The organism is Verrucosispora sp. CNZ293, from assembly GCF_002754655.1.
In genome coordinates this window covers 2,089,021-2,115,513 of the sequence record NZ_PEFR01000001.1, presented here as the reverse complement: position 1 = coordinate 2,115,513, position 26,493 = coordinate 2,089,021, and the positions used below count along the sequence as shown (strand labels likewise).

Here is a 26,493-nt window from a genome sequence, read left to right as displayed (position 1 = left end):
CGGCGGTTCGCGTTTTGCGTGGCATCGAAATCCCGATTTTGGATCTGCTGGGCATGGGTGTGGTCGAGCGGCGCGGGGGTGGAACGTCGCCCCGGTGTCGGTGCGCGGTGTGCTGGGTCACACCGAGGAACATCTGGAGTCCACCGCGACTTGAGCCAGACACGCTCAACTCAATGCGATAGCAGGTGTTCGATGTCAACTCTTCCGGTACTTCCACTGACCGACGCCGTACTGCTGCCCGGCATGGTCATCCCGGTGACCCTCGACCCGACCACCCAGGCCGCGGTCGACGCGGCCCGCGCCACAGGTGACCGTACGCTGCTCGCCGTGCCCCGCCTCGACGGCGAGTACGGCTCCGTCGGCGTGATCGCCACCATCGAGAAGGTGGGGCGGCTACCCAGCGGCGAGCCCGCCGCCGTGATCCGTGGTCTCGCCCGGGCCCGCATCGGCTCCGGGGTGCCCGGGCCTGGCGCGGCGCTCTGGGTCGAGGCGACCGAGATCGACGAGCCCGCCCCGGCCGGCAAGGCACGGGAACTGGCCCGCGAGTACCGCGCCCTGGTGACCTCGGTGCTTCAGCAACGCGGCGCGTGGCAGGTCATCGACGCGGTGGAGCGGATGACCGACCTCTCCGAACTGGCCGACTCGGCCGGCTACGCGCCCTGGCTGACCCTGGCGCAGAAGACCGAACTGCTCGCCGCGCCGGACGTCACCGCCCGGCTGGAACTGCTCGTCGGCTGGGTCAAGGACCACCTCGCCGAGCAGGAGGTCACCGAACAGATCAACTCCGACGTCCGCGAGGGGCTGGAGAAGTCGCAGCGGGAGTTCCTGCTGCGTCAGCAACTGGCCGCGATCCGAAAGGAACTCGGCGAGGACGCCCCGGACGGATCGGCCGACTACCGGGCCCGCGTCGAGGCCGCAGACCTGCCCGAGAAGGTGCGCGAGGCGGCGCTGCGCGAGGTCGGCAAGCTGGAGCGGGCCAGCGACGCCTCGCCGGAGGCGGGTTGGATCCGTACCTGGCTCGACACGGTGCTGGAGATGCCGTGGAGCACGCGTACCGAGGACAACACGGACCTGGCCGCGGCGCGGGCCGTGCTCGACGCCGACCACGCCGGCCTGGCCGACGTCAAGGACCGCATCCTGGAGTACCTGGCGGTGCGCAACAGGCGGGCCGAACGTGACCTCGGCGTGATCGGCGGTCGCGGCTCCGGTGCCGTGCTGGCCCTCGCGGGTCCGCCCGGCGTCGGCAAGACCAGCCTCGGCGAGTCGGTCGCGCACGCGCTCGGCCGCAGGTTCGTCCGGGTGTCGCTCGGCGGAATTCGTGACGAGGCCGAGATCCGGGGACACCGGCGCACCTACGTGGGCGCGCTGCCCGGCCGCATCGTCCGGGCGCTGCGTGAGGCGGGCTCGATGAACCCGGTGGTGCTGCTCGACGAGGTCGACAAGGTCTCCGTGGGGTACGCCGGTGACCCGGCCGCAGCCCTGCTGGAGGTGCTCGACCCGGCCCAGAACCACACCTTCCGGGACCACTATCTGGAGGTCGACCTCGACCTGTCCGATGTGCTGTTCCTGGCCACCGCAAACGTGGTGGAGGCCATCCCCGGCCCGCTGCTGGACCGGATGGAACTGGTCACCCTGGACGGGTACACCGAGGACGAGAAGGTGGCTATCGCCCGCGACCACCTGCTGCCGCGCCAGCGGGAGCGGGCCGGGCTGACCGCCGACGAGGTCGACGTGGACGCCGAGGCGCTGGCCCGCGTCGCCGGGGAGTACACCCGGGAGGCCGGCGTACGGCAGCTGGAACGTGCCCTGGCGAAGGTCATGCGGAAGGTGGCAGTGGCCCTGGCCGACGACCCGACGCCGGTCCGCGTCGGCGCCGACGACCTGGTCCGCTACCTGGGCCGGCCGAAGCACACGCCGGAATCGGCGGAACGCACCGCGACACCGGGCGTGGCCACCGGACTGGCGGTCACCGGCGCCGGGGGCGACGTGTTGTTCATCGAGGCGACGAGCATGGAAGGTGAGCCGGGGCTGACCCTCACCGGTCAGCTCGGCGACGTGATGAAGGAGTCGGCGCACATCGCCCTCTCCTACCTGCGGGCCAACGGCCGCCGCCTCGGCCTGGACCCGAACGCCCTGGCCGGGCGGCGGATCCACCTGCACGTCCCGGCGGGGGCGGTACCCAAGGACGGGCCCAGCGCCGGCATCACGATGGTCACCGCGCTGGCGTCGCTGGCCAGCGGCCGGCCGGTACGCCCCGAGTTCGGGATGACCGGCGAGGTGACCCTCTCCGGGCGGGTGCTGCCCATCGGCGGGGTGAAGCAGAAGCTGCTCGCCGCGCACCGGGCCGGCCTGACCGAGGTGATCATCCCGGCCCGCAACGAACCGGACCTGGACGACCTGCCGACCGAGGTCCGCGAGCAACTGACGGTGCACACCCTGGCCGACGTCGCCGACGTGCTCGCCCTGGCGCTGCGCCCGGCCGAGATCGACCCGGCGGCGCTGGGCGGTCAGCGGGTCACCGCCGCCTGAGCGGGTGTCCGCGCAGGCTGGGCGGGCGAGTCGAGCCCTACCCGGCCGACCGGGTAGGGCATCGCCCGCCCCGGACACCGCGAGCAGACTCGTGCCCCCGACCCACCTGGTCGGGGGCACGAGTCGTGGCAGACGGCGGTGGCCGGCGAGAAGACCTCAACGCCTGTCGCGACGCTCCCGTCGGTCGCCGCCGTCGAAGCGGCCCTCGCCGGGACGCTCCTCACGATCGCGGCGGACGGTGGCCTTGCGGCCCTTGATGGTGCTGCCGCGCAGACCGGCGATGACCTCGTCGGCAACGGCGACGGGCACCTCGACCAGGGAGAAGCGATCGGCGATCTCGATCGAGCCGATGTCCCGGCCCCGGATTCCGGTCTCCCCGGTGATCGCGCCGACCAGGTCCTGCGGACGCACCCCGGCCCGCCGGCCGACGCCGATGAACACCTGGGTGGTGCCAGCGCTGCGGGGACGCGCGGGTCGGCGTTCACCCCGGCCCTCGTACCCGGCCGGCCGACCGTCCCGGGGCGACCGGACGGCGACCTGCGGGATCTCCTCCTCGGCCTCGTCGGAACCGGGCAACGTCGCCTCGTGGGCCAGCTTCACCGCGGCGAGTGCCACCTCCATCAGGTCGAACTCGTCGCTGAGCGACTCGACGATCACCCGGAACGGGTCGAGGTCGTCCTCCAGCAGGCTCTCCCGCAGCGCCGCCTGGGTCAGCTCCAGCCGACGGGTGCGTAGGTCGGCGACCGTGGGAATCTTGTCGATGGTGATCCGCTGCCCGGTGACCCGCTCGATGGTTTTCAGCATCCGGTGTTCCCGGGGCTCGGCCAGGGTGATCGCCACCCCCTCCCGGCCGGCCCGGCCCACCCGACCGATGCGGTGCACGTACGACTCCGGTGCCGACGGCACGTCGAAGTTGACCACGTGGCTGAGCTGCTCGACGTCGAGCCCACGGGCCGCCACGTCGGTGGCGACGAGCAGGTCGGCGGTGCCGGCACGCAGCCGCCCCATCACCCGGTCCCGCTGTTCCTGGCTCATGCCGCCGTGCAGCGCCTCGGCCCGGTAGCCGCGGCCGTTCATCGTCTCGGTGAGCCGGTCGACCTCCTCCCGGCTGCGGCAGAACACGATCGCCGCAGTGGGCGACTCGACGTCGAGCACCCGCCCCAGCGCCGCCGGCTTGTGTGCCCGCGCCACCAGGTACGCGCTCTGCCGGACCCGGGGTGCCTCGCCGGCCACCGGCTGCTCGCGGGCGATCAGGATGCGCACCGGATCGGTCAGGTGCGCTCGGGCCATCCCGTCGATACGCGCCGGCATGGTGGCGGAGAACAGCAGCGTCTGCCGCTGCTCGGGAGCGTGTTCCAGGATCGCCTCGATGTCCTCGGCGAAGCCCATGTCGAGCATCTCGTCGGCCTCGTCCAGCACCACGCTGGCGAGGTTGCCCAGCCGCAGCGTGCCCCGGGCGATGTGGTCCAGGGCGCGACCCGGGGTGGCCACCACGACGTCGACCCCGGCGTCCAGCGCCCGCAACTGCCGACCGATCGGCTGCCCGCCGTAGATCGGCAGCACCCGCGCACCGAGGTCCTTGCCGTAGCGGTGGAACGCCTCGGACACCTGCACCGCGAGTTCCCGGGTCGGCACCAGCACCAGCGCGAGCGGGTCGTCGCCCGCCCGGTCGTCCGGCATCCGCTGTAGCAGCGGTAGGGCGAACGCCGCCGTCTTGCCCGTGCCCGTCGCCGCCTGCCCGAGCAGGTCCCGGCCGGTCAGCAGGGGCGGGATCGCCTCCCGCTGGATCGGCGTGGGCTCCTCGTACCCGAGCGCGGCGAGCGCGGCGAGCAGTTCGGGCCGTAGGCCGAGATCCGTGAAGGCGGGTGGCTCGGTGGACGGGTCGGGCAACACGGGCGTGGAACTCATGGGTCAAGCTTTTCATCACGCCCACCGGTCCGCTGCGGCGACCACCCGAACAGGCGTGCGGCGCCGCCGACGGCAGCCCCGCACGCCTGACCGGCCCCCTCAACCGGCGAGCAGCGCCAGCATGATGGTGATGCCCAGCACGGCGTCGATGACGACGCAGCATTCGGCGTAGGCCCGCGGCACCACCTGACGGTTGCGCAGATGCAGCAGGTCCCACCCGGCGTGGGCCAGCCAGCCGAACGCCACCAGCCAAGCCCCCGTGGTGCCGCCGGCGAGCACGGCGACCAGGGCCAGGGCGGACCAGCCCGCCAGGCCGGCGAGTTGCAGCCGAAGGTTGCCGGGTACGCCCCACTGCCGGCGGAGCGTCCCGATCACCAGGTAGCCCACCGGCAGCACCAGCAGCGTGTACGCGCCCAGCAGGGTCGGCGAGGCCCAGTTGTCGGCGGTCACCAGCAACGCCAGCCCCGCCGGCCAGCGGTGGGCCAGCGCCCGGGTCAGCGACCGCCACCGCGCGGCGCGCCCCGCCCCGGTCGGTGGTTCGGATGCAGCGGTGTCGGTGGTCGGGAAGGCTGGGATCGTCGATGCCGTCGCGGTTCTGAGCTCTGCCATGTCACTGAGCCTGGTCGCGGTCGTACCGTGCCGACCATCCCCGCGTTGTCACCGCTGCACCGGGCGCGATGCCCGGCCGGCCCGGGCAGATCGGCGGGTCCACCGCTGCGGCGGCGCGCTCTACCCTGGCGAGCGTGGTGACCGAGGCGTTGGTGGCGGGTGGGGGGCGGACGCTGGCCCGCGCCCGGGCCGCGACCCTGGTGTCCCTCACCTCGGGCATGGCCGCCACCCTGCTCCTCCCGGCGGTCGGGTTGACCCGGGAACCGGACGCCTGGTGGGTGGCCGCCGGCACGGTGGGGCTGGCCGCGTTCGCGGTGGTGCTGGCGGTGACGCTGTACGCGGCGGTCAGCCCGGAGTGGCCCGCCAGGCTGCACCGGCGGCTGCTGGCCGGGTACGCCGGGGTGGCCGGGCTCAGCGTGCCGCTCGTGGCGCCGGTCGCCGTTCCCGCGTGGCCCACCTGGGCCTGGCTCGGCGCGGCGATCATCGGTGGCCTCGCGTTGCTCGCACCGTTGCGACTGATGCTGCCGGCGGCGCTGGCCACAGTTGCGATGTCCGGGACGGTGGCCCTGCTCACCGGCACGTCCGTCGGCCGCTCGGTGCTGCTCACCGGCTCGGTCGGCGTCGGCGTCGCGCTGGTGAACGGCTTCCAGGTGTGGTTCTGGCGGCTGCTGGTCCAGGCCGAACAGGGCCGGGCGGCGCAGGCCCGGCTGGTCGCCGCCCAGGAGCGGCTGCGGTTCGCCGCTGACGTGCACGACCTGCTCGGACACCACCTGACCGTCATCGCCCTCAAGTCCGAGCTGGCCGCCCGACTCGCGCCGGACGACCCGGTGCGCGCGGGTCGGGCGGCGGGCGAGGCGCAACGGCTGGCCGCCACCGCCCTTACCGAGTTGCGTCGCACCGTGCACGGTTACCGTCGGATCGACCTGACCGAACAGCTCACCGCCGTGCGGGAGGTGCTGCGTTCGTCCGGGGTCCGGTGCACCGTCGTACCGCCCGTCGGTGAGCTGCCGGCAGAGGTGGCGACCCAGTTGGCGGCGGTGCTTCGGGAGGCCGGCACCAATGTGCTCAGGCACAGTCGGGCGGGCTGGTGCCGGATCGAGTTCACGCAGGAGGAGCAGGTGACGCGGATGATCGTGACCAATGACGGGGTGCCGGCGACGGCCGCGCCCGACCGGCACAGCCACGGACTTCGCGGTCTGGCCGACCGCCTGGCCGGGGCCGGTGGGCAGCTGCGTACCCGGTGCGCCGACGGGGTGTTCACCATCGAGGCGACAGTACCGACCGCCGTATGATCCGCGTCCTGCTGGCCGACGACGAGGAGTTGATCCGGACCGCTCTGGCCGCGCTGCTCGATCTCGAGGAGGATCTGTCGGTCGTCGCCCAGGCGGCCGACGGAGAGGCGGCGGTGACCGCCGCTCTCGCGCATCGGCCCGACGTGGCGGTGATCGACCTGACCATGCCCCGACGGGACGGGTTCCAGGTCGCCACCGAGCTGGCCCGGGCACTACCGGCGTGTGCGGTGGTCATCCTCACCGGCCAGGGACGGCCGGCGCACCTGACCCGCGCCCTCGGCGCGGGCGCCCGGGGCTACCTGCCCAAGGGCGCTCCGGGCGGCGCGCTGGCCGACGTGATCCGCCGGGTCCACGCGGGTGGCCGGTACGTGGATCCGGCCCTGGCGGCGGACGCGCTCACCATCCCGCCCTGCCCGCTGACCCCCCGGGAGTTGGAGACGCTACGGCTCTCCGGCGACGACGCCCCGGTCGCCGCGATCGCCCGCCGGGCCCACCTCTCGCCGGGGACGGTGCGTAACTACCTCGCCCTGGCGGTGCAGAAGCTCGACGCGGCGAGTCGGGCGGAGGCGCTGCGGATCGCGCGGGACAACGGCTGGTTGTGATCCGTCGGCGGTGCTGGTCCAGAACCGTGGGCCAGCGCTGACCTAGCATCGGGTCGTGACAGTTCCCGTGCCGGCAAGCGGTCCGCAGGAGGCGCTGCTGCGGCGGGTGATCGCGTACTTCGCGGCCAACGGCGTCGGCGACACCAGCCTGCGTACGCTCGCCGCGCAGATCGGCACCAGCCACCGGATGCTGATCTACCATTTCGGTTCCCGTGAGGGGCTGCTCACCGCGATGGTCGAGGCCGTGTGGCGGGCCCAGCAGGAGTTGCTCGAAGAGCTGCTGCGCGACGCGGTGGGGGACCCGTACGACGGCGCCTGGCATTTCTGGGTCCGGCTCGCCGACGACCGGGCGTTCGCGCCGCTGTTCTTCGAGATGTCGGCGGCGGCGATGCAGGGGCACGCGTGGGCCAGCGCGCTGCGTACCTGGATCACCGTCTGGACCGACCGGCTCGGGCGGTTCTTCGAGGAGGTGGGCCATCCGCCCGCGCAGGCCCGGACCCAGGCCCGGATGGCGATGGCGATGACCCGGGGCGTGCTGTTCGAGTTGGCGCTCACCGGCGACCGGGCGGCAGCCGACGCCACAATGGCGGCCTTCCTGAACTCCACCCGGCCGACGAGCCGAGCCGGATGAGGCGCGCGGCGTCGGGTGACGTCCGGCGGCGGGCTCAGGGTCGCGGGCCGCTGACCTCGGTCGTGACGAAGCGGGCGAGTTCCACCGCGAGCCGGTCGGGTTGGTCCTCGGGTACCAGGGTGTAACTGTCGTCAATCTCGACCAGCCGGCCCCGGGGGAACAGCGCGGCCAGCCGGGGACCGTGCGACCGGGGCATGAGCCTGTCCTCGCGGGCCCAGACCACCAGGACCGGGCGGTCGAATGACGCCAGCCGGCCTGGCAGCGCCCGCAGTTCCGCCGTCGACGGGGTGGACAGGGCGAAGGTGCGCAGATCCCGGCGGATCGCCCGGTTCTGCTGTGCCGGCCGGAACCAGGCGTCCATCACCTCGGTCGGGATCGGGTGCTTGCTCAGCCATCCCCAGGCACCCGGTGCGCGCCGGAACCAGCCGAACCGCTGAAGCTGCATCGACAGCCACAGCACCCCCGGCAGCCGCGCGCTCATCGCCACCGCCTTGCCCGGCCTGCCGGGTGGGAAGTTGTCGAACGCCTCGCAGGCGACAAGCGCCAGACCCGCGATCCGCTCGGTAGGACCGTCGGCCACCAGGAACTGGATCCCACCCCAGTCGTTGGCGACCACTGTCACCGCACGCAGATCCAGCGCGTCGAGGAACTCTCCGACGAGCGCGGCGACGCCCCGGTGGGTGACCAGCTCCGGCCGGTCCATCGGCCGCCGGTGACTGCCCAGCGGCAGGGTGGGGCAGACGCAGCGGACGGCCGGGCCGAGTTCGGCGACCACTCGACGCCACACGCTCGCGTCCATGTTCACCCCGTGCAGCAGCACCAGGACCGGTCCGGTGCCGCCGGTGTCGGTGTAGTCGATCGTCCCGGCGGTCAGGGTGATGGTTGGCATCGGCCGTCTCCTGCCGATCGGCCCGTACCTCCGCGGCACGGTTGGTGTACCAGATGGTACACGATGCGGTGTGTCGCTCGTCCGGATCTGTCCGCCGTTGGGTTGGGCCCACCTGGTCGCGTGCCCTGCCACGCCTTAGGGGATACAGGAGTAATGCTCGCGCTCATCCGGATCCGTGCCGTTACGTTCTGTTACAGGCGATCACGCGGCGGTAGAGAGGACCGATCATGCGAGTGCCCAGCCGAAGTCCGGGACACCGACCCGGTCCTCCCGTCACTCCAGCCCGCCGCCGCCCCGGGGCGTCGCGCGTCCGCCCGCCGCCGCCCCGCCCGACCTGACGGCCTACCGCGACGCCGTGGCTGAACTGTTGATCGAGGTGAGCGCGCTCGCCGGGGTGAGCAGCGCGAAGGCGCGTCAGGTGCTGATCGACCAGCGGCTACGGGAACCGGCGATCATGCAGGTGCTCGACGCCACCTCCCAGGGGTTGGTCGGCGCCCGCGAGACGCTCCTGCTGGAGATGGCCCGGTACCAGCCGAACGAGCGCAGTTCCGCAGCCGACCTGGCCGCGCTGGTGCGCATCTACCTGCTCTCGCGCATCGACGTGATGTGGTGGCGCGACGCCACCACCTTCCTCACCGACAGCGAGGTCAACCACAGCGCCGAACTTGTCGACCTGGAGTGGTTGCGGCGCAGGGACCTGCTGCGGTTCCAGTACACCGAGCAGCCCCGCACCGTCGTCGGCCGGGGCGTACGCGCGTTGCGCCGCCGGATGCTGCCCGACGCCACGCCGCGCACCGCCGGATTGCTGTTCCGTCGGGCCCGCCGCGAGGTGATCGCCCTGCTCAACGACATCGGTCGCGAGTTCGCCGCCGCCACCCCGGCCGGCACTCCGCCACTCTGGGTGACCAGCCTGGTCCGCAGCGCCGAACACCAGTACCGGCTCCGGCGCCTCGGGTACGCCGCGATGGTGCCCAGCGGCCACTGTCTGGGCTGGGCGGTGGACGTGGAGATGGCCTGGTACCGCCGCTTCGGGGCGCGGGACACCCTGGCCGGGCTGCTGCTGAACCGGCAGCAGGCCGGTGAGATCAATGTGGTGGACGAGGGGCAGGCATGGCACATCTGCCTCGCACCGTCGGCGACCCTCCGGCTGCGCCGGGCGTACGAAGCCGAGATGGGGACCTGACCGATGTGCGGGATCATGCTCAGCATCGGCCCGGAGGCGGACCCGGCGATCTTCCGGCGGATGCTCGGGACGCTCGCGCCACGGGGCGAGGTGACCGAGACCCGGCACGAGAGAGGTCTGCTCGCCGGGACCCGCCGGCTACGGGTGGTGGACCGGGAGCGCGCGGTGCAGCCCTGGGTCTCCACCGACGAGCGCTGGCTGCTCTGCTACAACGGCGAGGTCTTCAACCACCACGAGCTGCGGGCCGAGCTGAGCGCCCTCGGCCACCGGTTCCGCAGCGCCAGCGACACCGAGGTCGTGCTCGCCGCGTTCGAGCACTGGGGCGAGCAGGTGGTGACCCGGCTGCGCGGCGAGTACGCCTTCGCCGTGGTGGAACGGGCCACCGGGCGCGTGTACCTGGTCCGGGACCCGCTCGGGGTGAAGCCGCTGTACTGGGCGCGGACCCCGGGCTGCCTGCACCTCGCCAGCGAGGTCAAGGCGCTGGTCCGGCTGGGCGCACCGGTGGCCGAGGTGCCGCCGGGGCACCACGGCTGGGCCGACACCGGCGGGCACCCGCAGCTGCGACCGTACGTGGACCTGCTCGCCCTCGGCGCGGGCCGGCCGGTGGTGGCGGACCCGGACGAGGCCGCCCTGCTCGTCCGTACCGCCCTCACCGACAGCCTCCGGGTGCGGCTGGACACCGACCTCACCGTGGGCGTGGTGCTCTCCGGTGGGCTGGACAGCTCGCTGGCGCTGCTGCACGCGGCGCAGCTGCATCCGGACTGCGTCGCCGTCACCGTCGGGGTGCCGGAGAGCCCGGACCTGGCGTACGCCCGGCGGTTGGCGAAGGACCTCGGCGTGGCACACGAGGTGGTGGAACTGCGCCCGCGCGACATCCGGCTCGCCGACGTGCGGGAGGCGATCCGGATCTCCGAGTTGACCGAGTACGGCGACATCATCAACGCGATCGTCTCGGTGCCGATCTTCCGCCGGCTGCGGGAGCTGGGCGTCAAGGTGGTGCTCACCGGCGACGGCTCGGACGAGCTGTTCGGCGGCTACCCCATGTACCACGAGGTCGGTCCGGAGGCGTCCCGGAGACTCTTCCTGCACAAGATCCGCAACCTGTGCCGGACCGAGTTGCAGCGGGTCGACCGGACCAGCATGGCCTTCGGCGTCGAGGCCCGGGTGCCCTTCCTCGACCTGGCGCTCGTCGAGCTGGCGATGCGACTGCCGATCGAGTTGAAGCTCCGCGACGGCCAGGAGAAGTGGATCGTTCGGCGGGCCTTCGCCGACATGCTGCCCGACTACATCCGGCGTCGCCCGAAGAACCCCATGTCCTACTCCTCCGGACTGCACGAGCGGGCCCGACTGTACAAGCCGCTCTTCGCCCGCCTGCACCGCTCGTTCGGCTACCACCTGCTGGAGCCGGTCCGCCGCGACTTCGACAGCGTGCTGACGCGCTGCGGCAACGACCTGGACGCCGCCCTGGCCGCCGGCCGGGCGAGACCCGACTACACGGTCCTCGAACATGCCCGTGACCTGGTCGGCGCGGCCAAGTGGAACGCCACCCCGCTGGTACGCCGGCTGGTGTCCCCGCGCCGTAACCGTGGCGACGAGGCCCCACTGCCCGGCTGAGCCGTCACGGTGTTGACTCTGACACGGTGTCAGCGCCCACCGTGGAGGAACCATGTTAACCATCGGAGACTTCGCCAGCCTGGGCCGGGTGTCAGTTCGGATGCTGCGGCACTACGACAGCATCGGGCTGCTGCCACCGGCCGCCGTCGACCCACACAGCGGTTACCGCTACTACACCGCCGCCCAGTTGGGACGGCTCAACCGGGTGATCGCCCTGAAGGACCTGGGTCTGACCCTGGTCCAGGTGCGGGCGATCCTGGACGACGCTGTCGACCTGGTCGAGCTGCGGGGCATGCTGCGGCTGCGCCGGGCCCAGTTGGCGGCGCAGTTGGCGGCGGACACCGCCCGACTGTCAAGCGTCGAGGCGAGGCTCCGCATGATCGAAACGGAGGGTCGGATGACCAGCCAGGATGTCGTGCTCAAGCAGGTTCCACCGATCCGGGTCGCGGCGCTGAGCGCGGTCGCCGGAAGCTACGAGCCCGCGGACATCGGTCCGGTGCTGACGCCGCTCTACCCGGAGCTGTTCCGCCGCCTGGAGGCCGCCGGGGTCACCCCGGGCGGGCCGGCGCTGGCCTGGTACGACCAGGCTGCCGATGGCGACGGTGTCGTCGTACACGCCGGGGTGGGTGTCGAGGGCAGCCCGGAGACGGTCGGTGACGTCGCAGTGGTGCAGTTGCCGGCGATCACGGCGGTGACCACGATCCACCACGGCTCGATGGACACGGCCGACCGGAGCATGCAGGTGCTGGCTCGCTGGATCGAGGAGCACGACTGGCGGACGGACGGCTACGCGCGCGAGCTCTACGTGGAGTACTGGCCCGAGGAGGCCGACAAGGGGGTCACCGAGTTGCAGCTGCCCGTGCGCCGGGCCTGACCGGCGGCTGGCCTCGGCCACGCCAGCGTGGCGCGGCCGAGGTCAGCCGGTGAGCAGCAGGGCACCTATCGCGGCGAGGGTGCCGAGCACCGCCACCGCGGCGCTGGTCACGAGAAACCGGGCCACCGGCACCCGGACCCGGGCGGCCCGGCAGCGTTCCAGCCACAGCAGCGTCGCCAGGGACGCCCAGGGCAGCGCCAGTGGTGCCACGTTGGTGCCGATCAGCAGCGCCAGCAACCGCTGCCGGTCGCCGGCGGGCAGCACCGCCTCGCCGGCCAGGTAGGCGGGCAGATTGTTCACCAGGTTGGCCAGCAGGGCTCCGGTTCCGCCCGCGCGCAGCGCGCCCAGCACCCCGCCGTCCTGTCCGGCCAGCCCTGCCACCAGGTCGTTCAGCCCGTGTCGACCGATGGTCTGGACCACCAGGAACAGCCCGGTGACGAAGAGCAGCAGCCGCCAGGGGACCAGCGCGGGGCGCAGCGTGGCGGGCGAGCGGATCGCGAAGCCGAGCACCAGCAGGCCGGCGGCGATCGCCGAGCCGAGGCCGACAGGCGCGCCGACCAGGATCACGCCGACGAACAGCAGGCAGCCGGCGAGCGCGGTGCGGTACAGCACCGGGTCGGCGGGGCGGTGCGGCGCCGGTGCCGGGTACCGGTTGCCGGGCGGCCGTTCCGGACGCCACCAGCAGTACCAGAGCAGCACCGTGGTGACCGCGAGGACGGCCAGTTGCGGCAACCACAGCAGGCCGGCGTACCCGAGCGGGTCGAGCCCGATCCGGTCCGCGGCGAGCAGGTTCGTCAGGTTGGACACCGGCAGCAGCAGGCTTGCCGTGTTCGCCAGCCAGACCGTGGTGACCGCCAGCGGTGCCACAGCGGTGCGCAGGGTGACCGCCAGGGTGAGCATCACCGGGGTCAGCAGTACGGCTGTGGTGTCCAGGTTGAGCACGATCGTGGTCACCGCGGCGAAGCCGAGGCAGAGCGCGAAGAGTGCCGGCCAGCTACCTCGGGCGGCGACGGCCAGCCGGGTGGCGAGCACGTCGAAGACACCGGCCGCTGCGGTCAGTTCGGCGAGGATCACCACGGTGCCGAGGAACAGCAACAGTGGCAGGACCCGGTCGAGGGTGGCGGCGGCGTCGGGGCGGGGCAGCAGCCCGGTGGCGACACAGCCGGCACCGACGGCGGCGAGCGCGACGGCGATCGCGTCGAGCGGGTGGGGCCGGCGTCGGGCCGACCGGATCGGGGCGGACGGGACCGGCCCGGCAGAGGTCACGGCCGGTCATCCTGGCACGCCCGGCGTATGCCCTCGGTTTCGGCGTCGTTGCAGGTGACGGCGGGCACGGCGGGTGGCGACAGCGGACCGGCGGCAGCGGACCGGCGACGGCGGCCTGCCGACAGCACCCGGGGGATGGTGTCGGCAGGCCGCCGCTTGGGTCGCCGGTTCAGCCGGCGGGCGGGTACGGGTCGTCCCGGTAGGTGTACTCGGTCTCGATCTTCCCGTCGGCCGTGTGCACCACGAGCTGGCTGGGCTCGTGACCGTGTGCCGCCTCGCGTCCGGCCTCGACCGCCCGCTGCTTCGTGTCGTACGTGCCGACGACGGTGCTGCCCTGCTCGACCTTCCAACCACCACCGTCGGGCACCACGTGGTACTCGTTGCGCGTCATCTCACACCCCTTTCCTGCGTGCCGGAGGAGGTACCCGGGACAGGCGGGGAAAAACGCGACAGGTGGTACGCGTGCGCAGATCGGGCCCGGTCACCCCCGTACGGGAGCGACCGGGCCCGATCGGTACGTCGGGTCCTACCAGCTCAGGTAGCTGGGCTGGGTCTGCACGTTCAACTCCCGGAAGTGGGCCAGCTTGGCCGTCCACGTCCGCCAGTCGTTGAGTTCGAGCACGTCGAGCCCCTTCTGGATGTCAGAGGAGTAGATGTGCCCGTTGTAGTAGTAGGCCGACCAGGAACCGCCGATGATGAGCTGGCTGTCCGACAGCGGGCCGCGCTCCCAGTAGCCGATCTCCTTCGGCTTGCGCGAGTTGGTGAAGTCCCACACCGACACGCCGCCCTGGTACCAGGCCTGGACCATGATGTCCTTGCCGAGGACCGGGATGAGCGAGCCGTTGTGCGCCACGCAGTTCTCGGTGTCGCCGTTGGTCCGGGGGATCTTGTAGTAGCTGCGGAACTCCAGCTTGCGCTTGTCGCCCCGACCGGTGATGTCGTAGATGGCGTTGGCGCCGCGCTCCGGGCCCACGGCCTCGTTGCAGGTCGCGCCGCCGCCACCGCCCAGCTCGTCGGTGAAGACGACCTTGGTGCCGCGGTTGTTGAAGGTGGCCGAGTGCCAGAACGCGAAGTTCGTCGTGTCCCGCACGGTGTGCAGCACCCGCGGTGCCTCCCGCTTGCTGATGTCCAGCAGCACCCCGTCACCCATGCAGGCGCCGGCGGCCAGGTCCTTGGTCGGGTAGGCGGTGATGTCGTGGCAGCCCGTGGTCGCCGAGCCGCCGGTACGACCCTCGTAGCCCCCGTCCGGGAAGAGGTTCGGCGTGGCGACGACCGCCGCGTCGGTCGGCTTCTTCAGCGGCACCTTGACGATGCTTATCGAGTCGTGCGGCGGCTGGCAGTCCGGCAAGGCGGCGTTCGGGCTGTACGAGGAGACGTACAGGTAGACGGACTTCTTGTCCTTCGCCGGTACCAGCGTGTGGGTGTGCGAGCCGCAGGCCGTCTCGACCGCCTTGACGTACCGGGGGCTGGTCTTGTTCTTGATGTCGAAGACCTTGATGCCCTCCCACGACTCCTTGATCGTGGCGGACTGGGAGACGCTGCTGCACGAGTCGTCGCTGCGCGACGCGTCCGTCGACAGGAAGAGCAGGTCACCGTAGACGGAGATGTCGTTCTGCGCGCCCGGGCAGAGCACCTGCGAGACGATCGTCGGCTTGCTCGGCTTGGAGACGTCGTAGATCACGAAGCCGTCGTAGTTGCCGACAAAGGCGTACCTGCCCTGGAAGGCGATGTCGGTGCCGAGCGCCGCCGTGGTGTTGAACGGCGCCTGCTTCGGCAGGTTGGCGATCAGCTTGAGGTTGGGGCTGCTGGCGATCTCGTCGACACCGAGCGGTGCCTCGACTGCTGCGGCTGACTCGACGGCCGCTTGGGCGACCGTCTGCGCGTTGCCGGGTGGGGCAACGGCGATGCTGGCGAGGAGGAGCCCGGTGGCGGCCACACTGACGATACGCAGTTGCCGCCCCCGTGGCAGGGTCGATCCGACCATCGGCGACGCCCTTCGAAAGGGGAGTGAGGTTGGCCGTACCTTACTCGCAGATGAGATCCGTCGATGTGATCCAGATCACATTTGACGTCCAATGTGAATGGATACGATCGCAGCGACCTCGACCCGGAGGGGGTGACGCATGACCGGTCGACGCGGACGGCTACTCGCCGCCGTCACAACGGTCGCGGTGGCGCTGACCGTCGGCGCCGTCGCGTTGCGCGGTGGCGTCTCCGCGCCGGAGGCACCGGGCCCGGCCGCCGCCACCGCACCGCCCACCCGCCCGACACCGTCCGGTGTGGACGCCTCCGCGCCACCGGTCATCGTGCCGGGTCGCCCGGGCGAGGAAGCCGTCGAGCGCCCCGCCGACGAGGTCCGCGACGACTCGCCGCCCCGCTACAACAGCCTGGACACCTGGTTCGTCCGGATGATGATTCCGCACCACGAGCAGGCCCTGGAGATGGCCGGGCTGGCCACCGACCGGGCCGCCGAGCCGCGGGTACGCGCCCTCGCCGACCGGATCCGGGCCAGCCAGGGGCCGGAGATCGGCGTGCTGCGGGCCTGGCTGACCGCGCGGGGCCTCTCCGCTGGCGTCGACGGGCACGACCACGCCACGATGCGGGGCATGCAGTCGGCCGAGGCGATGCGCCGGCTCGCCGCCGCCCGGGGTACCGAGTTCGACAACCTCTTCCTGCGGATGATGACCGAGCACCACGAGGGCGCCGTGCTGATGGCGACAGACGTGCTCAAGGTCGGGCTCGACCTGACCGTGGAGCAGTTCGCCACCTCCGTCGCCAGCGAACAGTCCGTCGAGATCGCCCGGATGCGCGACATCCTGCCGTCCTGACCGGTTCCGTCCCAGCGGCGGCAGCACTCACCCGTCCGTCGCCGGAACGCCTCGTACGCTGGGTGCACGATGAGTGCGATGATCTTCGGCCGACGGCTGCCCGCGGTCGCCTTCGACGTGGCCCTCGCCGGCCTGGTGGCCCTGGCCAGCGTGGCCGGCGGGCCCGTGCAGCCCGGCGGGTGGTGGTCCACCGCGATCGGGATCGGGATGGCGCTGGCCCTGCTGTTCCGCCGGGTCCGACCGGTGGCGGTCACCGTCGTGGTGGCGGTGCTGGCCTTCACCCAGGTCGCCCTCGGCTGGGTGCCGATGCTCTACGACGTGGCGGTCCTGATCGCGCTCTACGGCGTGGTCAAGTACGCCGAGCGGCTGCGCGACGGCGCCATCGCCGGTGCGGTGGCCGTGCTCGGCGCGGTCCTCGCCGCCGTGCGCGATCCGCTGCCGGCGGCCTGGTACTACGCCGCCATCTACTACACCCTGCTCACCGGCGCGGTCTGGCTGGTGGCGCTGAACGTACGCACCCGCCGGCAGTACGTGCTCAGCCTGGAGGAGCGGGCGGCGACCCTCGAACGGGAGCGGGAGGCCGAGGCGCGGGCGGCGGTGGCTGAGGAACGCACCCGGATCGCCCGGGAACTGCACGACGTCGTGGCGCACAGCATGGCCGTCATGATCGTCCAGGCGGACGGGGCCCGTTACATGATCGACCAGAATCCCGAGACCTCCCGGGACGCGCTCAAGATCGTGGCGGACACCGGTCGGCAGGCGCTTGAGGACATGCGCCGGCTGGTGGGTGTGCTACGAGAGCGCGACGTGGCGGAACCGGAACCGGTGCCACCCGTACGACCCGTGCCCGAGCTGGCCGAACCCGCCCACCGCCGACCCTCGGTGGCCGAGCTGCCCGCCCTGCTGGACCGGTTCCGCGAGGCCGGGCTGCGGGTGCGCTACACGGTCACCGGCGGGCCCGTGACGCTGCCGCCGGCGCTGGAGCTGACCGTGCACCGGCTGGCGCAGGAGGCGTTGACGAACGTGCTCAAGCACGCCGGGGTGGGCGCGAGCGTGGAGATCACGCTGGACCATGCCGCCGACGGCGTCGCGCTGGTGGTGGTCGACGACGGTCGCGGCCACGGACCGCTCACCCCGACACCGCCGGGCGGTCACGGACTGGTCGGCATGCGCGAGCGGGTCTCGGTGTACGACGGCAGCCTCACCGCAGGTGCCCGGCCGGCCGGTGGTTGGCAGGTGCGGGCCTGGCTGCCGGTGCCGTCCGCGCCCGGAACGGAGGTGATCGCGGCATGACGATCCGGGTGGTGATCGTGGACGACCAGGCGCTTGTCCGCGCCGGGTTCCGGATGGTGCTGGACTCCCAGCCCGATCTCGAGGTGGTGGGCGAGGCGATCGACGGCGCGGACGCGTTGCGGGTGCTTGACCGCGTCGCGGCGGACGTGGTGGTGATGGACATCCGGATGCCGACCATGGACGGCGTGGAGGCCACCCGTCGGCTCTGCGCCGACCGGCCGGCCGGAGGACCGAGGGTGCTGGTGCTGACCACCTTCGACACCGAGGCGGACGCGTTCGCCGCGCTGCGCGCGGGAGCCAGCGGCTTCCTGCTCAAGAACGTCCCGCCGGAGGACCTGCTGGCCGCGATCCGGGTCGTGGCGGGCGGCGAATCGGTGGTCGCCCCGTCGATCACCCGGCGGCTGCTCGACCGGTTCGCCGGTCAGCTCGGCACCGGGCCATCCGAGAATCCCCGGCTGGCCCAGCTCACCGACCGGGAACGGGAGATCCTGCTGCTGGTCGCGCAGGGACTGGCCAACGCGGAGATCGCCGCCCGGATCCATGTCGCCGAGGCGACGGTGAAGACCCACGTGGGCCGGATCCTGGCCAAGCTCCAGCTCCGCGACCGGGTGCAGGCGGTGGTGCTGGCGTACGAGAGCGGCCTGGTCACCCCGGGCGCGGACGGCTCGCGTACGACCTGAGGCGTACGGGTGTGCCCGGTGCGGGACGACCTGAGGCGTACCGAGGTCGAGCGTCCGGGTTGATCTCGACGGGCCGGTGCTCTCCATAGCGTGAGGGACGTCCGAGACCCACCGTCCCACGGAGCAGCACGTGTCGATCGCACCACCCGTCCACGTCACCGCAGGTGTCGCCGTCACCGCCCGGGGCCTGCGCAAGCAGTACGGCACCGGCCAGGCCGCCGTCGTCGCCCTCGACGACCTCGACGTCGACTTCGCCGCCGGCCGGTTCACCGCCATCATGGGCCCCTCCGGCTCCGGCAAGTCGACACTCATGCACTGCCTGGCCGGCCTGGACCGGCCCACCGCCGGGACGGTTCGCGTCGGCGACACCGAACTGGGCCGCCTCGACGATCGCCGGCTAACCCTGCTGCGTCGTGACCGGATCGGCTTCGTGTTCCAGAAGTTCAACCTGCTGCCGGCGCTGCGTGCGGAGGAGAACATCACCCTGCCGCTGGACATCGCCGGACGGCGACCCGATCCGGCCTGGCTGCGGCAGGTGGTCGCGGCGGTCGGACTGACCGACCGGCTGCGACACCGTCCAGCCGAACTCTCCGGTGGCCAGCAGCAGCGGGTCGCGGTGGCCCGGGCGCTGATCACCAAACCGTGGGTGATCTTCGCCGACGAGCCGACCGGCAACCTGGACTCCCGCGCCGGGGCGGAGGTACTGCGGCTGTTGCGCGAGGCGGTCGACACCCTCGGGCAGACGGTGGTGATGGTGACCCACGACCCGGTCGCCGCCGCCCACGCCGACCGGGTGGTCTTCCTCGCCGACGGTCGACTCGTCCGCGCTCTGGCCGAGCCGACCGCCGAACGAATCCTCGACGTGCTCGCCCACCTGGACACCGACGGCGCGGCCCCGGCGGGAGGGCGCTGACATGATCCGGCTGACCCTGCGCTCGCTGCGTGCCGAGGCGGCGCGCATGCTGATGTCCACCCTCGCCGTCGTCCTGGGCGTGGCGTTCATCGCCGGCACGTTGATCTTCGTGGACGGGATGCGGTCCGGCGCCTACGAGCGGGCGGGCACCTTCGACCGGCACACCGACGTCGGCGTCTACCGGGACGAGGCGATCGACGCGTCCCTGGTCGAGCAGGTGCGCGCCGTCGACGGGGTACGCGCCGCCGAGGGCGAGCTGACCGGCACCGCCGGGGTGGTCGGCTCCGACGGCCGTCCGGTGCTCGGCTACGGGGTCCTCGCCGCGATCCCCACCGACCCCGCCCTCCAGTCGTACGACGTGACGGCCGGCCGACTGCCCGCCCGCACCGGCGAACTGGTGCTCGACCAGGAAACGGTCGCGGAGCAGGGCTTCGAGCTGGGCGCACCGGTACGGGTCGGCGGCGCCAGCGGCGCGGCCCGCCCGTACACCCTGGTGGGCACGGTCGACGTGGCCGGCACCCCGCGTGACATCGGTGGTCCGTTCATCGGTCTGGTGGGCGCCGACGCCCTCGCTGTCACCGAACGCCGCGGCTTCGACCGGATCATGGTGGCGGCCGGGGCGGATACCGCCGACCATGTCCTCGTCGAGCGGATCGCCGTGGCGGCCGGCGCGGACACGACCGTACGCACCCGGCAGGAGATCCTCGACGCCGCCGTGGCCGAGGAGGTCCGCGACCTGAGCCAGTTCAATCTGGTGCTGCTCACGTTCGCCGGGGTGGCCGTGGTGGTGGCCGCCTTCGTCATCGCCAACACGTTCACCATCGTGCTCGCCCAGCGCACCCGACGGACCGCGCTGCTGCGCCTGGTCGGTGCCACCCGGGGCCAGGTGTTCCGGGCTACGCTGCTGGAGTCGGTAGCGGTCGGGATCGTCGCCTCGGCCCTCGGTGTGGCGCTCGGTACCGGACTGGCGGCTGGCCTCAACCTCGTGATGGCGCGGCTGGCCACCCCGTTGCACGGCGAACTCACCCTCACCGTCGGCACCGTGCTGGGCTGCCTCGCCGCCGGCACGGCCCTCACCGTCGGCGCGGCCCTCGTACCGGCCTGGCAGGGCACCCGGGTCGCCCCGGTGGCCGCGTTGACCGACGCCGCCGTCCAGGTCGCCCGCCCCGCCGGCCGGGTACGCCTGGCGCTCGGCGCGATCGTGCTCGCCGCCGGGGTGGCGGCCCTGATCGGCGCCGCCTCGGCGGGGCAGGTCGTGCTCGTCGCCCTGGGTGGGGTGCTCAGCTTCCTCGGTCTGGTCCTGTTCGGTCCGGTGCTGGTGCCGGCGCTGGTGCGGGTGTTCGGCGTACCGGCCCGCCTGATCTTCGGGATGACCTGTGCCCTCGCCGTGGCCAACGCGGTCCGCAACCCTCGGCGGGTCGCCGCGACCGCCACCGCGCTGGTGATCGGGATCGGTCTGGTCTCCTCCTTCGTGGTGGGTGCGCAGAGCACCAAGGCGGCCATCGAGCGCAGCGTCGACGCCCAGGTGGGGGTGGACTTCCTGGTGACCGGGATCGGCGTGGACCTGCCCGCAGGAGTGGTCGAGGCGCTGGCCGCCCGCCCCGAGTTGGCGACGGTGCACGAGCCGCGTACGCACCTGGTCGAGGACATCGAGTTCCGCGCCGCCCACCCGGCGTTTGTCGGTCACCGGATCCAACGGGTACTGGCCGGGCAGCTCGACCGGTTCGGGCCGGGACGGGTGCTGGTTCACCGGGAACTCGCCGACCGGCACGGTTGGTCGGCGGGGGAGACGGTGACCCTGGACGGACTGTCGTTCGAGGTGGCGGCGGTGGTGGTTGGCACCGGGTCGGAGGCCGTCGACGGCTCGGTACCGGCGGGCCACGTGGTCGAACTGGACGACGCCGACTTCACCCGGCTCTTCCCGGGCGAGCGAGGCTACCTCGCGGAGATCGATCCGGCGGCCGGGGTGTCGACCGCTTCGGCCCGGGCCGCGATCGAGGCGGTCCTGGTCGACTACCCGACGGTCAACCTGATGGACCAGGCGGCGTACAAGCGGATGCTCACCGGCACCGTGGACATGCTGCTGGCGTTCGTGGTGGCGTTGCTCGGCCTGGCGGTGGTGATCGCGCTGGTGGGGGTGGCGAACACGCTGAGCCTGTCGGTGGTGGAACGGACCCGGGAGAACGCGGTGCTGCGGGCGGTCGGTCTGACCCGTGGACGGATGCGGGGGATGCTGGCCGTCGAGGCGGTGCTCACCGCGCTTGTCGGCACGCTGCTCGGTGTCACCCTCGGCACCGGGGTCGCCGCCGCCGGGATGGCCATGCTGTCCCGGCTCGCCGGCGAGTTCACCCTCGTTGTGCCGTGGGGGCAGCTCGGCGGCATCCTCGGGATCGCGGTACTGGCGGCGCTTGTCGCGTCGGTGCTGCCGGCCCGCCGGGCCTTGGCACTGCCGGTCGTGGAGGCGCTCGCGGACCGCTGATCAGAGGCGCTCCACGGTGGGACCGGTGCAGCGGTTGCGGGTGTCGAAGACGTACCGGGCGTGCCGGACCACCAGGTCGTAGTCGAACACGTCGTGATCGGTGACCACCACGACACCGTCGGCCTCGCGCAGCTCACGCTCGGTCAGGTCGACAGTGAGCACCCCGTCGGGCAGGTGGTGCGCCTCGGCGTACGGCTCGACCGCCCGGATCTCGGCACCGAGTTCGCGTAGCCGCCGGGCGACGTCGACGGCCGGCGAGTCGCGCATGTCCCCGGTGTTGCGTTTGTACGCCAGACCGAGCAGCAGCAGGCGGGCGTCCTTGACCGCCCGCCCGGAACGGTTCAACCCGGCCATCACCCGCTGCGCCACGTGTTCGGGCATCTCGTGGTTGACGTCGTTGGCCAGTTCGATGAACCGGAACTGCCGGCCGAGGCGGCGCTTGACCTGCCAGGAGAGGTAACAGGGGTCGATCGGCAGGCAGTGCCCGCCGACACCGGGACCGGGCCGGAACGGCATGAACCCGAACGGCTTGGTCTCGGCCGCTTCGATGGCCTGCCACACGTCGATGTCCAACTGGTGCGACAGCATCGTCAGCTCGTTGACCAGGGCGATGTTGACCTGTCGGAAGGTGTTCTCGATCAGCTTGGTCAACTCGGCCACCCGGGTCGAGTCCACCGGCACCGTCCGCTCCACCAGACGTCGGTAGAACGAGTCGACCCGGGCCAGCGCGGCCGCGTCCACCCCGGAAACCACCTTCGGCGTGTTCGCCAACCGCCAGGTCGGGTTGCCCGGGTCGATGCGTTCGGGGCTGTACCCGAGGTGGAAGTCCCCGGGACTGCGCAGCCCGCTGGCCGACTCCAGCAACGGGCGGAGCAACTCCTCGGTGGTGCCGGGATAGGTGGTGGACTCCAGCACCACCGTGCAGCCGGGCCGCAGGTACGGTCCGATCCCCGTGCCGGCCTGCTCCACGAAGCTCAGGTCGGGGGTGCCGTCGCGCAGCGGAGTGGGCACCGTGATGACGCAGATGTCGAAGTCCTTGGCCTCGGCGTACTCCGTGCTCGGCCGGTACCGGCCGCTGGCCAGGGCGCGGCCGAGTCGGTCGGCGGGGATGTCCGACACGAACGACTCACCTGAGGCGAGCCGCTTGATCCGGTCGGCGTCCACGTCGAGGCCGACCACGTCCAGACCGGCTTCGACGGCCTGCATGGCCAGCGGCAGACCGACGTAACCCTGGCCGACGACGACCAACTTCTCCACGCTCACCCGAGCTCCCGACCGGTAGGAGATAACTGCTGGTGAGGAGCCTAGAGCGCGGTGTGGTGCCGTACGTCCGTTTCGGGGAATTCGGGAAGGTTGGGAACGGTGGGACTCAGCTCTCGCCCTCGCCGGTGCCTGGCGGCGGCTCCCCCTCCGGTGGGGTGGTGGGTGTCGACGGCGTGGGGGATGCCGGCGGGGCGGGGCTGCTTGGCGATCCCGACGGCTCCGGGTCAGGACTGGCTGTGGTCGGTTCCGGCGACGTCGGTTCGCTCGGCTCGCTGGGCTGCGGCGAGGACGGCTCGGGCGACGGGGACTCGGTGGCCCGGCTGGTCGAGCCGGCCGGCCGCAGCGGCACCTGCGCCGGTGCGCTCTCCTGCGGGCTCGCCGGTGCCTCTTCCTCCTCGGTGGACTCGACGGTCGGTGCGGTGGAGGGCAGCTTGACCGCCGGGGTGTTCGCATTCTCCGTGGCACCGAGCGCCGCACCGAGCGCGGTCAACCCGACCAGAACCGCTGTGAACGCGCCCACCAGCTTGCCGCGGCGGCGTCGGGGTGGCGGTGCGTCGATCACCGGTTGCCCGGTGCGGGTGTCCGGCCCCGCGTCGCGCAGCGCCGTGGCCATCGGGACCACGGTCGTGGGCAGGGAGCCCTCCGACACGGCCGCCCGCGCCGCCTCCGCCATCGCCGCGCCGCTGCCGAACCGGTCGGCCGGGTCCTTGGCCAGCGCCCGGTCGACAAGCAACCGGACCGCTTCCGGGATGTCGTGCGGCAGCTCCGGCGGCGGATCGTCGAGATGCCGGACGGCGACCTGGAGCGGGTTGTCGCCGGTGAACGGTGGGCTGCCGGTCAGGCAGCAGTAGGCCACCGCGCCGAGCGCGTACAGGTCGGTCGCCCCGGAGACCGGTCGCCCGGCGGCCTGCTCGGGCGCCATGTAGAGCGCGGTGCCTGGGACGGCGTTCGTGCTGGTGATGCTCGTGACGTTCGTCGAGCGGGCGACCCCGAAGTCCACCAGGACGACAGTGCCGTCCTCCTGAATCAGCAGGTTGCTCGGCTTGACGTCGCGGTGCACGATTCCGCCGAGGTGCGCGGCGTGCAACGCCTGGGCCGCCTGCGCCACCACGGACATGGCCACGCCCACATCCAGGCGCCCCTCGGCCTCGATCCGCTTCGACAGCGGCTGACCGGTGACGAACTCCATGACCAGATAGTCGGCGCGGCCACCGCCGGGCAGGTCGTCCTCGCCGCAGTCGTAGACCTGCACGATCCCCGGGTGTCGCAGCGCCGCCATGATCCGTGCCTCGGCGCGGAACCGGGCGATGAAGTCGGGGTCGGAGACGAGGGCGGGCAGCAGCACCTTTACCGCCACCTGCCGCCCGAGGATCAGGTCGGTCGCCCGCCAGACATCGCCCATGCCGCCCGTGGCGACACGCTCGTCCAAGCGGTACCGACCGCTGAGTACGACCTCCGAAGACAACACGGCACCACCGTACCCACCGCGAGCCCGAACGGCGCGCCGGCGGGTCGGGCGTACCGCTCGCCGCCGGGGTGCCGGGTCCGGTCGGACCTGCCGAACACCTGCCGGCGTCGTCCCGGGGTGACCCTATCGGCACCGGGCGTCACCTTACGCCCGCGTCGAACCCGGGTCCGCCTACCGGTGGGCGTCCGCAGCGTCGCGGGCCCCTGGCGCGTTACGGCGAATCGCTGGGCAGGTGGTAGACAATTCTCACTGCGCGTGCGGCGATCCGCTCCTGCCCGACCGCGCCGAACCTCCCCACGGGTCGGGATGACCGTACACCCGGGTCAGGTTGTGGTCCTCGACGTTGTCGGCGAGAATCCGCTTCCGGGTCGTACGGGCCCGGTTCGGTTCAGGTCGACGGGGGTGGGGTGCGGATCGAGGTCGGCCGCGCGGAACGGGCCGAGACGACGCGTGTCCGCCCCGGGGACGTGTGTGCCGAGGTCCGGTGGCCGGCGGCGGTGCGAGCGTGACAGGTGAACTGGAACAGCTTGTCGAGGCCGCCCGCGCCGGTGACGAGGACGCCTTCCGTCAGCTCTACCGCAACCTGCAGCCCGGCCTGCTGCGCTACCTGACCGCCCTGGTCGGTGCCGACGCCGAGGACGTCGCGTCGGAGACCTGGTTGCAGGTCGCCCGCGACCTGCCCACCTTCACCGGTGGCGAGTTCCGCGCCTGGGCGGTCACCATCGCCCGCAACCGGGCCATGGACCACCTGCGCCGGCAACGGCGTCGCCCCGCGCTGTCAGTGCCGGTGCAGGAACTCAGCGAGCTGGCCGGGGACGCCGACACCGCCGAGCGGGCGGGGGAGAGTCTCGGCACCGAGGCGGCGCTCGCGATGATCGCCAGCCTGCCACCCCGGGAGGCCGAGGCGGTGCTGCTGCGTGCCGTGATCGGACTCGACGCCGAGACCGCGGGACGGGTGCTCGGACGGCGGGCCGGTGCGGTGCGTACCGCCGCGCATCGTGGCCTGCGCCGGCTCGCGGTGCTGCTGGACCAGCAGGGCGCGGCAGGCGCCCGGGGCGGCGCGGACGACGTCCCGATCGGGCCAGCGGCCGATGCCCGGCCGCGCCAGCGTACCGGGCTGCCGCCCCAGACCGAACCCGTGGACGGCTGACATGCGCGGACTTCGGGTGATGCTGCGCCGGTCGTCGCGTGTCGACCACGAACGGCTGCTGGACGCCGCCCGCGCGGGCCGCTCGCCGACGCCGGGGTCCGGTGCCCCGCTCGCCGAGCTGCTGCGGGCCGCCGCCGCTCCGGCCCGGGACCGGGAACTCGCCGGCGAGGAGGCCGCCGCCGCGGCCTTCCGCACCGCCCAGCGGCAGAAGGTCGCGGACCCGGTGACCCGGCGACGACGGCACCGGCTCACCGTCGGTGCGCTGGCCTGGATCGCCGGGGTGGTGGCCACCGCCACCGCGGGTGCCGCCCTGGCCGCAGTCGGTCTGGACCGCTCCGGCCCGACACCGCCGCCGGCAGTGACCAGCCCGGCCGCGCCCGAACCCACCACCGCGCCGGGCACCCCCACGGGTGGGCCTTCCGACACACCGCCCTCACCGACCGCACCGACCGATGGCCCTACCGCTGGCGCGACCTCGGTTCCACCGACGCCCCGGCCCAGTGCCTCGCCGGCACCGAGTCCCGAGGCCACCAGCTACGTGGGCCCCGGCAACTCCGACAACACCACGGACCGTCCGGGGCTCTGTCGGGCCTACCTGGCCAAGTCGGAACGGCAACGGGAGAAGGCACTGAGCCGACCCGCCTACCACGAACTGGTGGTCGCGGCCGGCGGCGCGGAGCACGTCGAGGAGTACTGCCAGAACCTGCGGGCCGAGTCCGAGTCGGATTCGACCACGAGCCCCGACTGAGTCCACCGACACCGTGATCCCGGCGGCCCGCGCGGGCGTGACCGCCGGGCACCCCGGCGAATGTTGACTGAATCGTGAAATCCGTTCGACGCGCGGTCGGCCCCTGCTACACAGGTGGTGGCGGAGCCGCCCGTGCCGACACCGGCTGAAGCCCCTCGTCAACCCGCCGTCGCCGGTGACGTGTCGTGCGGCCGGAGCCGACGCGTCGGCACCGTCCGGTTCAGGTTCACGAGGATCCGATGTCACAGGGGTGGGCTACCGTGGCCGCGGATCC

21 protein-coding genes and 1 pseudogene are annotated in these 26,493 nt (G+C 72.5%); 14 read left to right on the top strand and 8 right to left on the bottom strand.

Features of this window, described 5'->3' with window-relative positions; translation table 11 throughout:
- Positions 1-192: 192 nt before the first annotated feature.
- Positions 193-2,529 (top strand): endopeptidase La, encoded by a 2,337-nt coding sequence (lon, locus tag CLT74_RS09675; protein ID WP_099846246.1) that lies wholly within the window; start codon positions 193-195, stop codon positions 2,527-2,529.
- Positions 2,530-2,685: 156 nt separating this feature from the next.
- On the opposite strand, the gene CLT74_RS09670 is transcribed toward lon, so the two are convergent.
- Both CLT74_RS09670 and CLT74_RS09665 read right to left on the bottom strand, forming a co-directional pair.
- Positions 2,686-4,437 carry a DEAD/DEAH box helicase gene (locus CLT74_RS09670; RefSeq protein WP_099846245.1) on the bottom strand — a complete coding sequence of 584 codons (1,752 nt, stop codon included), beginning with the start codon at positions 4,435-4,437 and terminating at the stop codon, positions 2,686-2,688.
- 99 nt (positions 4,438-4,536) lie between these two features.
- A complete protein-coding gene (locus CLT74_RS09665) occupies positions 4,537-5,046 on the bottom strand; it encodes a hypothetical protein (RefSeq protein WP_099846244.1) in 510 nt (169 codons plus the stop codon).
- Positions 5,047-5,180: 134 nt separating this feature from the next.
- On the opposite strand from CLT74_RS09665, the gene CLT74_RS09660 reads away from it, so the two are divergent.
- From CLT74_RS09660 to CLT74_RS09650, 3 genes are read left to right on the top strand one after another with little or no spacing between them, the layout of a single operon-like run.
- A complete protein-coding gene (locus CLT74_RS09660) occupies positions 5,181-6,338 on the top strand; it encodes a sensor histidine kinase (protein WP_486582189.1) in 1,158 nt (385 codons plus the stop codon).
- Positions 6,335-6,940 carry a response regulator transcription factor gene (locus CLT74_RS09655; protein ID WP_099846242.1) on the top strand — a complete coding sequence of 202 codons (606 nt, stop codon included), beginning with the start codon at positions 6,335-6,337 and terminating at the stop codon, positions 6,938-6,940. Before CLT74_RS09660 ends, CLT74_RS09655 begins: the two co-directional genes overlap by 4 nt.
- Positions 6,941-6,995: 55 nt before the next feature.
- On the top strand, positions 6,996-7,571 hold the full coding sequence (locus CLT74_RS09650; protein WP_099846241.1) for a TetR family transcriptional regulator: 576 nt from the start codon (positions 6,996-6,998) through the stop codon (positions 7,569-7,571).
- 34 nt (positions 7,572-7,605) lie between these two features.
- Here the strand turns inward: CLT74_RS09650 and CLT74_RS09645 are convergent, their stop codons facing one another.
- Positions 7,606-8,460 (bottom strand): alpha/beta fold hydrolase, encoded by an 855-nt coding sequence (locus tag CLT74_RS09645; RefSeq protein ID WP_099846240.1) that lies wholly within the window; start codon positions 8,458-8,460, stop codon positions 7,606-7,608.
- A gap of 227 nt (positions 8,461-8,687) precedes the next feature.
- On the opposite strand from CLT74_RS09645, the pseudogene CLT74_RS09640 reads away from it, so the two are divergent.
- The 3 genes and pseudogenes from CLT74_RS09640 (at position 8,688) to CLT74_RS09630 (ending at position 12,131) form a co-directional block, all read left to right on the top strand.
- A pseudogene (locus CLT74_RS09640) lies at positions 8,688-9,643 on the top strand (DUF5715 family protein).
- A gap of 3 nt (positions 9,644-9,646) precedes the next feature.
- On the top strand, positions 9,647-11,257 hold the full coding sequence (locus CLT74_RS09635; protein ID WP_099846239.1) for an asparagine synthase-related protein: 1,611 nt from the start codon (positions 9,647-9,649) through the stop codon (positions 11,255-11,257).
- A 52-nt stretch (positions 11,258-11,309) separates the two neighbouring features.
- The gene (locus tag CLT74_RS09630; RefSeq protein ID WP_099846238.1) at positions 11,310-12,131 is read left to right on the top strand and encodes a MerR family transcriptional regulator; all 822 of its coding nucleotides are present in this window, start codon (positions 11,310-11,312) and stop codon (positions 12,129-12,131) included.
- Positions 12,132-12,173: 42 nt separating this feature from the next.
- Here the strand turns inward: CLT74_RS09630 and CLT74_RS09625 are convergent, their stop codons facing one another.
- The 3 genes from CLT74_RS09625 to CLT74_RS09615 all read right to left on the bottom strand — a co-directional run bounded on the left by CLT74_RS09625 (position 12,174) and on the right by CLT74_RS09615 (position 15,381).
- Positions 12,174-13,397, bottom strand: coding sequence for an SLC13 family permease (locus CLT74_RS09625; protein ID WP_099846237.1), 1,224 nt, complete (start codon positions 13,395-13,397; stop codon positions 12,174-12,176).
- A gap of 169 nt (positions 13,398-13,566) precedes the next feature.
- On the bottom strand, positions 13,567-13,788 hold the full coding sequence (locus CLT74_RS09620; protein WP_099846236.1) for a DUF2188 domain-containing protein: 222 nt from the start codon (positions 13,786-13,788) through the stop codon (positions 13,567-13,569).
- A 135-nt stretch (positions 13,789-13,923) separates the two neighbouring features.
- Positions 13,924-15,381 (bottom strand): hypothetical protein, encoded by a 1,458-nt coding sequence (locus tag CLT74_RS09615; RefSeq protein WP_099846235.1) that lies wholly within the window; start codon positions 15,379-15,381, stop codon positions 13,924-13,926.
- A 139-nt stretch (positions 15,382-15,520) separates the two neighbouring features.
- On the opposite strand from CLT74_RS09615, the gene CLT74_RS09610 reads away from it, so the two are divergent.
- The 5 genes from CLT74_RS09610 (at position 15,521) to CLT74_RS09590 (ending at position 21,590) form a co-directional block, all read left to right on the top strand.
- Complete coding sequence (locus tag CLT74_RS09610; RefSeq protein ID WP_099846234.1) at positions 15,521-16,225, top strand: DUF305 domain-containing protein; 705 nt, start codon at positions 15,521-15,523, stop codon at positions 16,223-16,225.
- A 69-nt stretch (positions 16,226-16,294) separates the two neighbouring features.
- Positions 16,295-17,518, top strand: a complete 1,224-nt coding sequence (locus CLT74_RS09605) for a histidine kinase (RefSeq protein ID WP_099846233.1) — start codon at positions 16,295-16,297, stop codon at positions 17,516-17,518.
- Entirely contained in the window at positions 17,515-18,198 is a 684-nt protein-coding gene (locus CLT74_RS09600) for a response regulator transcription factor (RefSeq protein WP_099846232.1), read from the top strand. Before CLT74_RS09605 ends, CLT74_RS09600 begins: the two co-directional genes overlap by 4 nt.
- A 136-nt stretch (positions 18,199-18,334) precedes the next feature.
- Positions 18,335-19,111: an ABC transporter ATP-binding protein gene (locus CLT74_RS09595; RefSeq protein WP_486582714.1), complete on the top strand. Its 777-nt coding sequence runs from the start codon at positions 18,335-18,337 to the stop codon at positions 19,109-19,111.
- A gap of 1 nt (position 19,112) precedes the next feature.
- Positions 19,113-21,590, top strand: coding sequence for an FtsX-like permease family protein (locus CLT74_RS09590; protein WP_099846230.1), 2,478 nt, complete (start codon positions 19,113-19,115; stop codon positions 21,588-21,590).
- Here CLT74_RS09590 and CLT74_RS09585 read toward each other — a convergent pair whose 3' ends face one another.
- Together CLT74_RS09585 and CLT74_RS09580 are read right to left on the bottom strand one after the other, a co-directional pair.
- Positions 21,591-22,853: a nucleotide sugar dehydrogenase gene (locus CLT74_RS09585; RefSeq protein ID WP_099846229.1), complete on the bottom strand. Its 1,263-nt coding sequence runs from the start codon at positions 22,851-22,853 to the stop codon at positions 21,591-21,593.
- Positions 22,854-22,959: 106 nt separating this feature from the next.
- A complete protein-coding gene (locus tag CLT74_RS09580; protein WP_099846228.1) occupies positions 22,960-24,321 on the bottom strand; it encodes a serine/threonine-protein kinase in 1,362 nt (453 codons plus the stop codon).
- Between the two features lie 505 nt (positions 24,322-24,826).
- On the opposite strand from CLT74_RS09580, the gene CLT74_RS09575 reads away from it, so the two are divergent.
- A complete protein-coding gene (locus CLT74_RS09575) occupies positions 24,827-25,471 on the top strand; it encodes an RNA polymerase sigma factor (RefSeq protein ID WP_486582187.1) in 645 nt (214 codons plus the stop codon).
- Between the two features lies 1 nt (position 25,472).
- Positions 25,473-26,219 (top strand): hypothetical protein, encoded by a 747-nt coding sequence (locus tag CLT74_RS09570; protein ID WP_099846227.1) that lies wholly within the window; start codon positions 25,473-25,475, stop codon positions 26,217-26,219.
- Positions 26,220-26,493 lie beyond the last annotated feature (274 nt).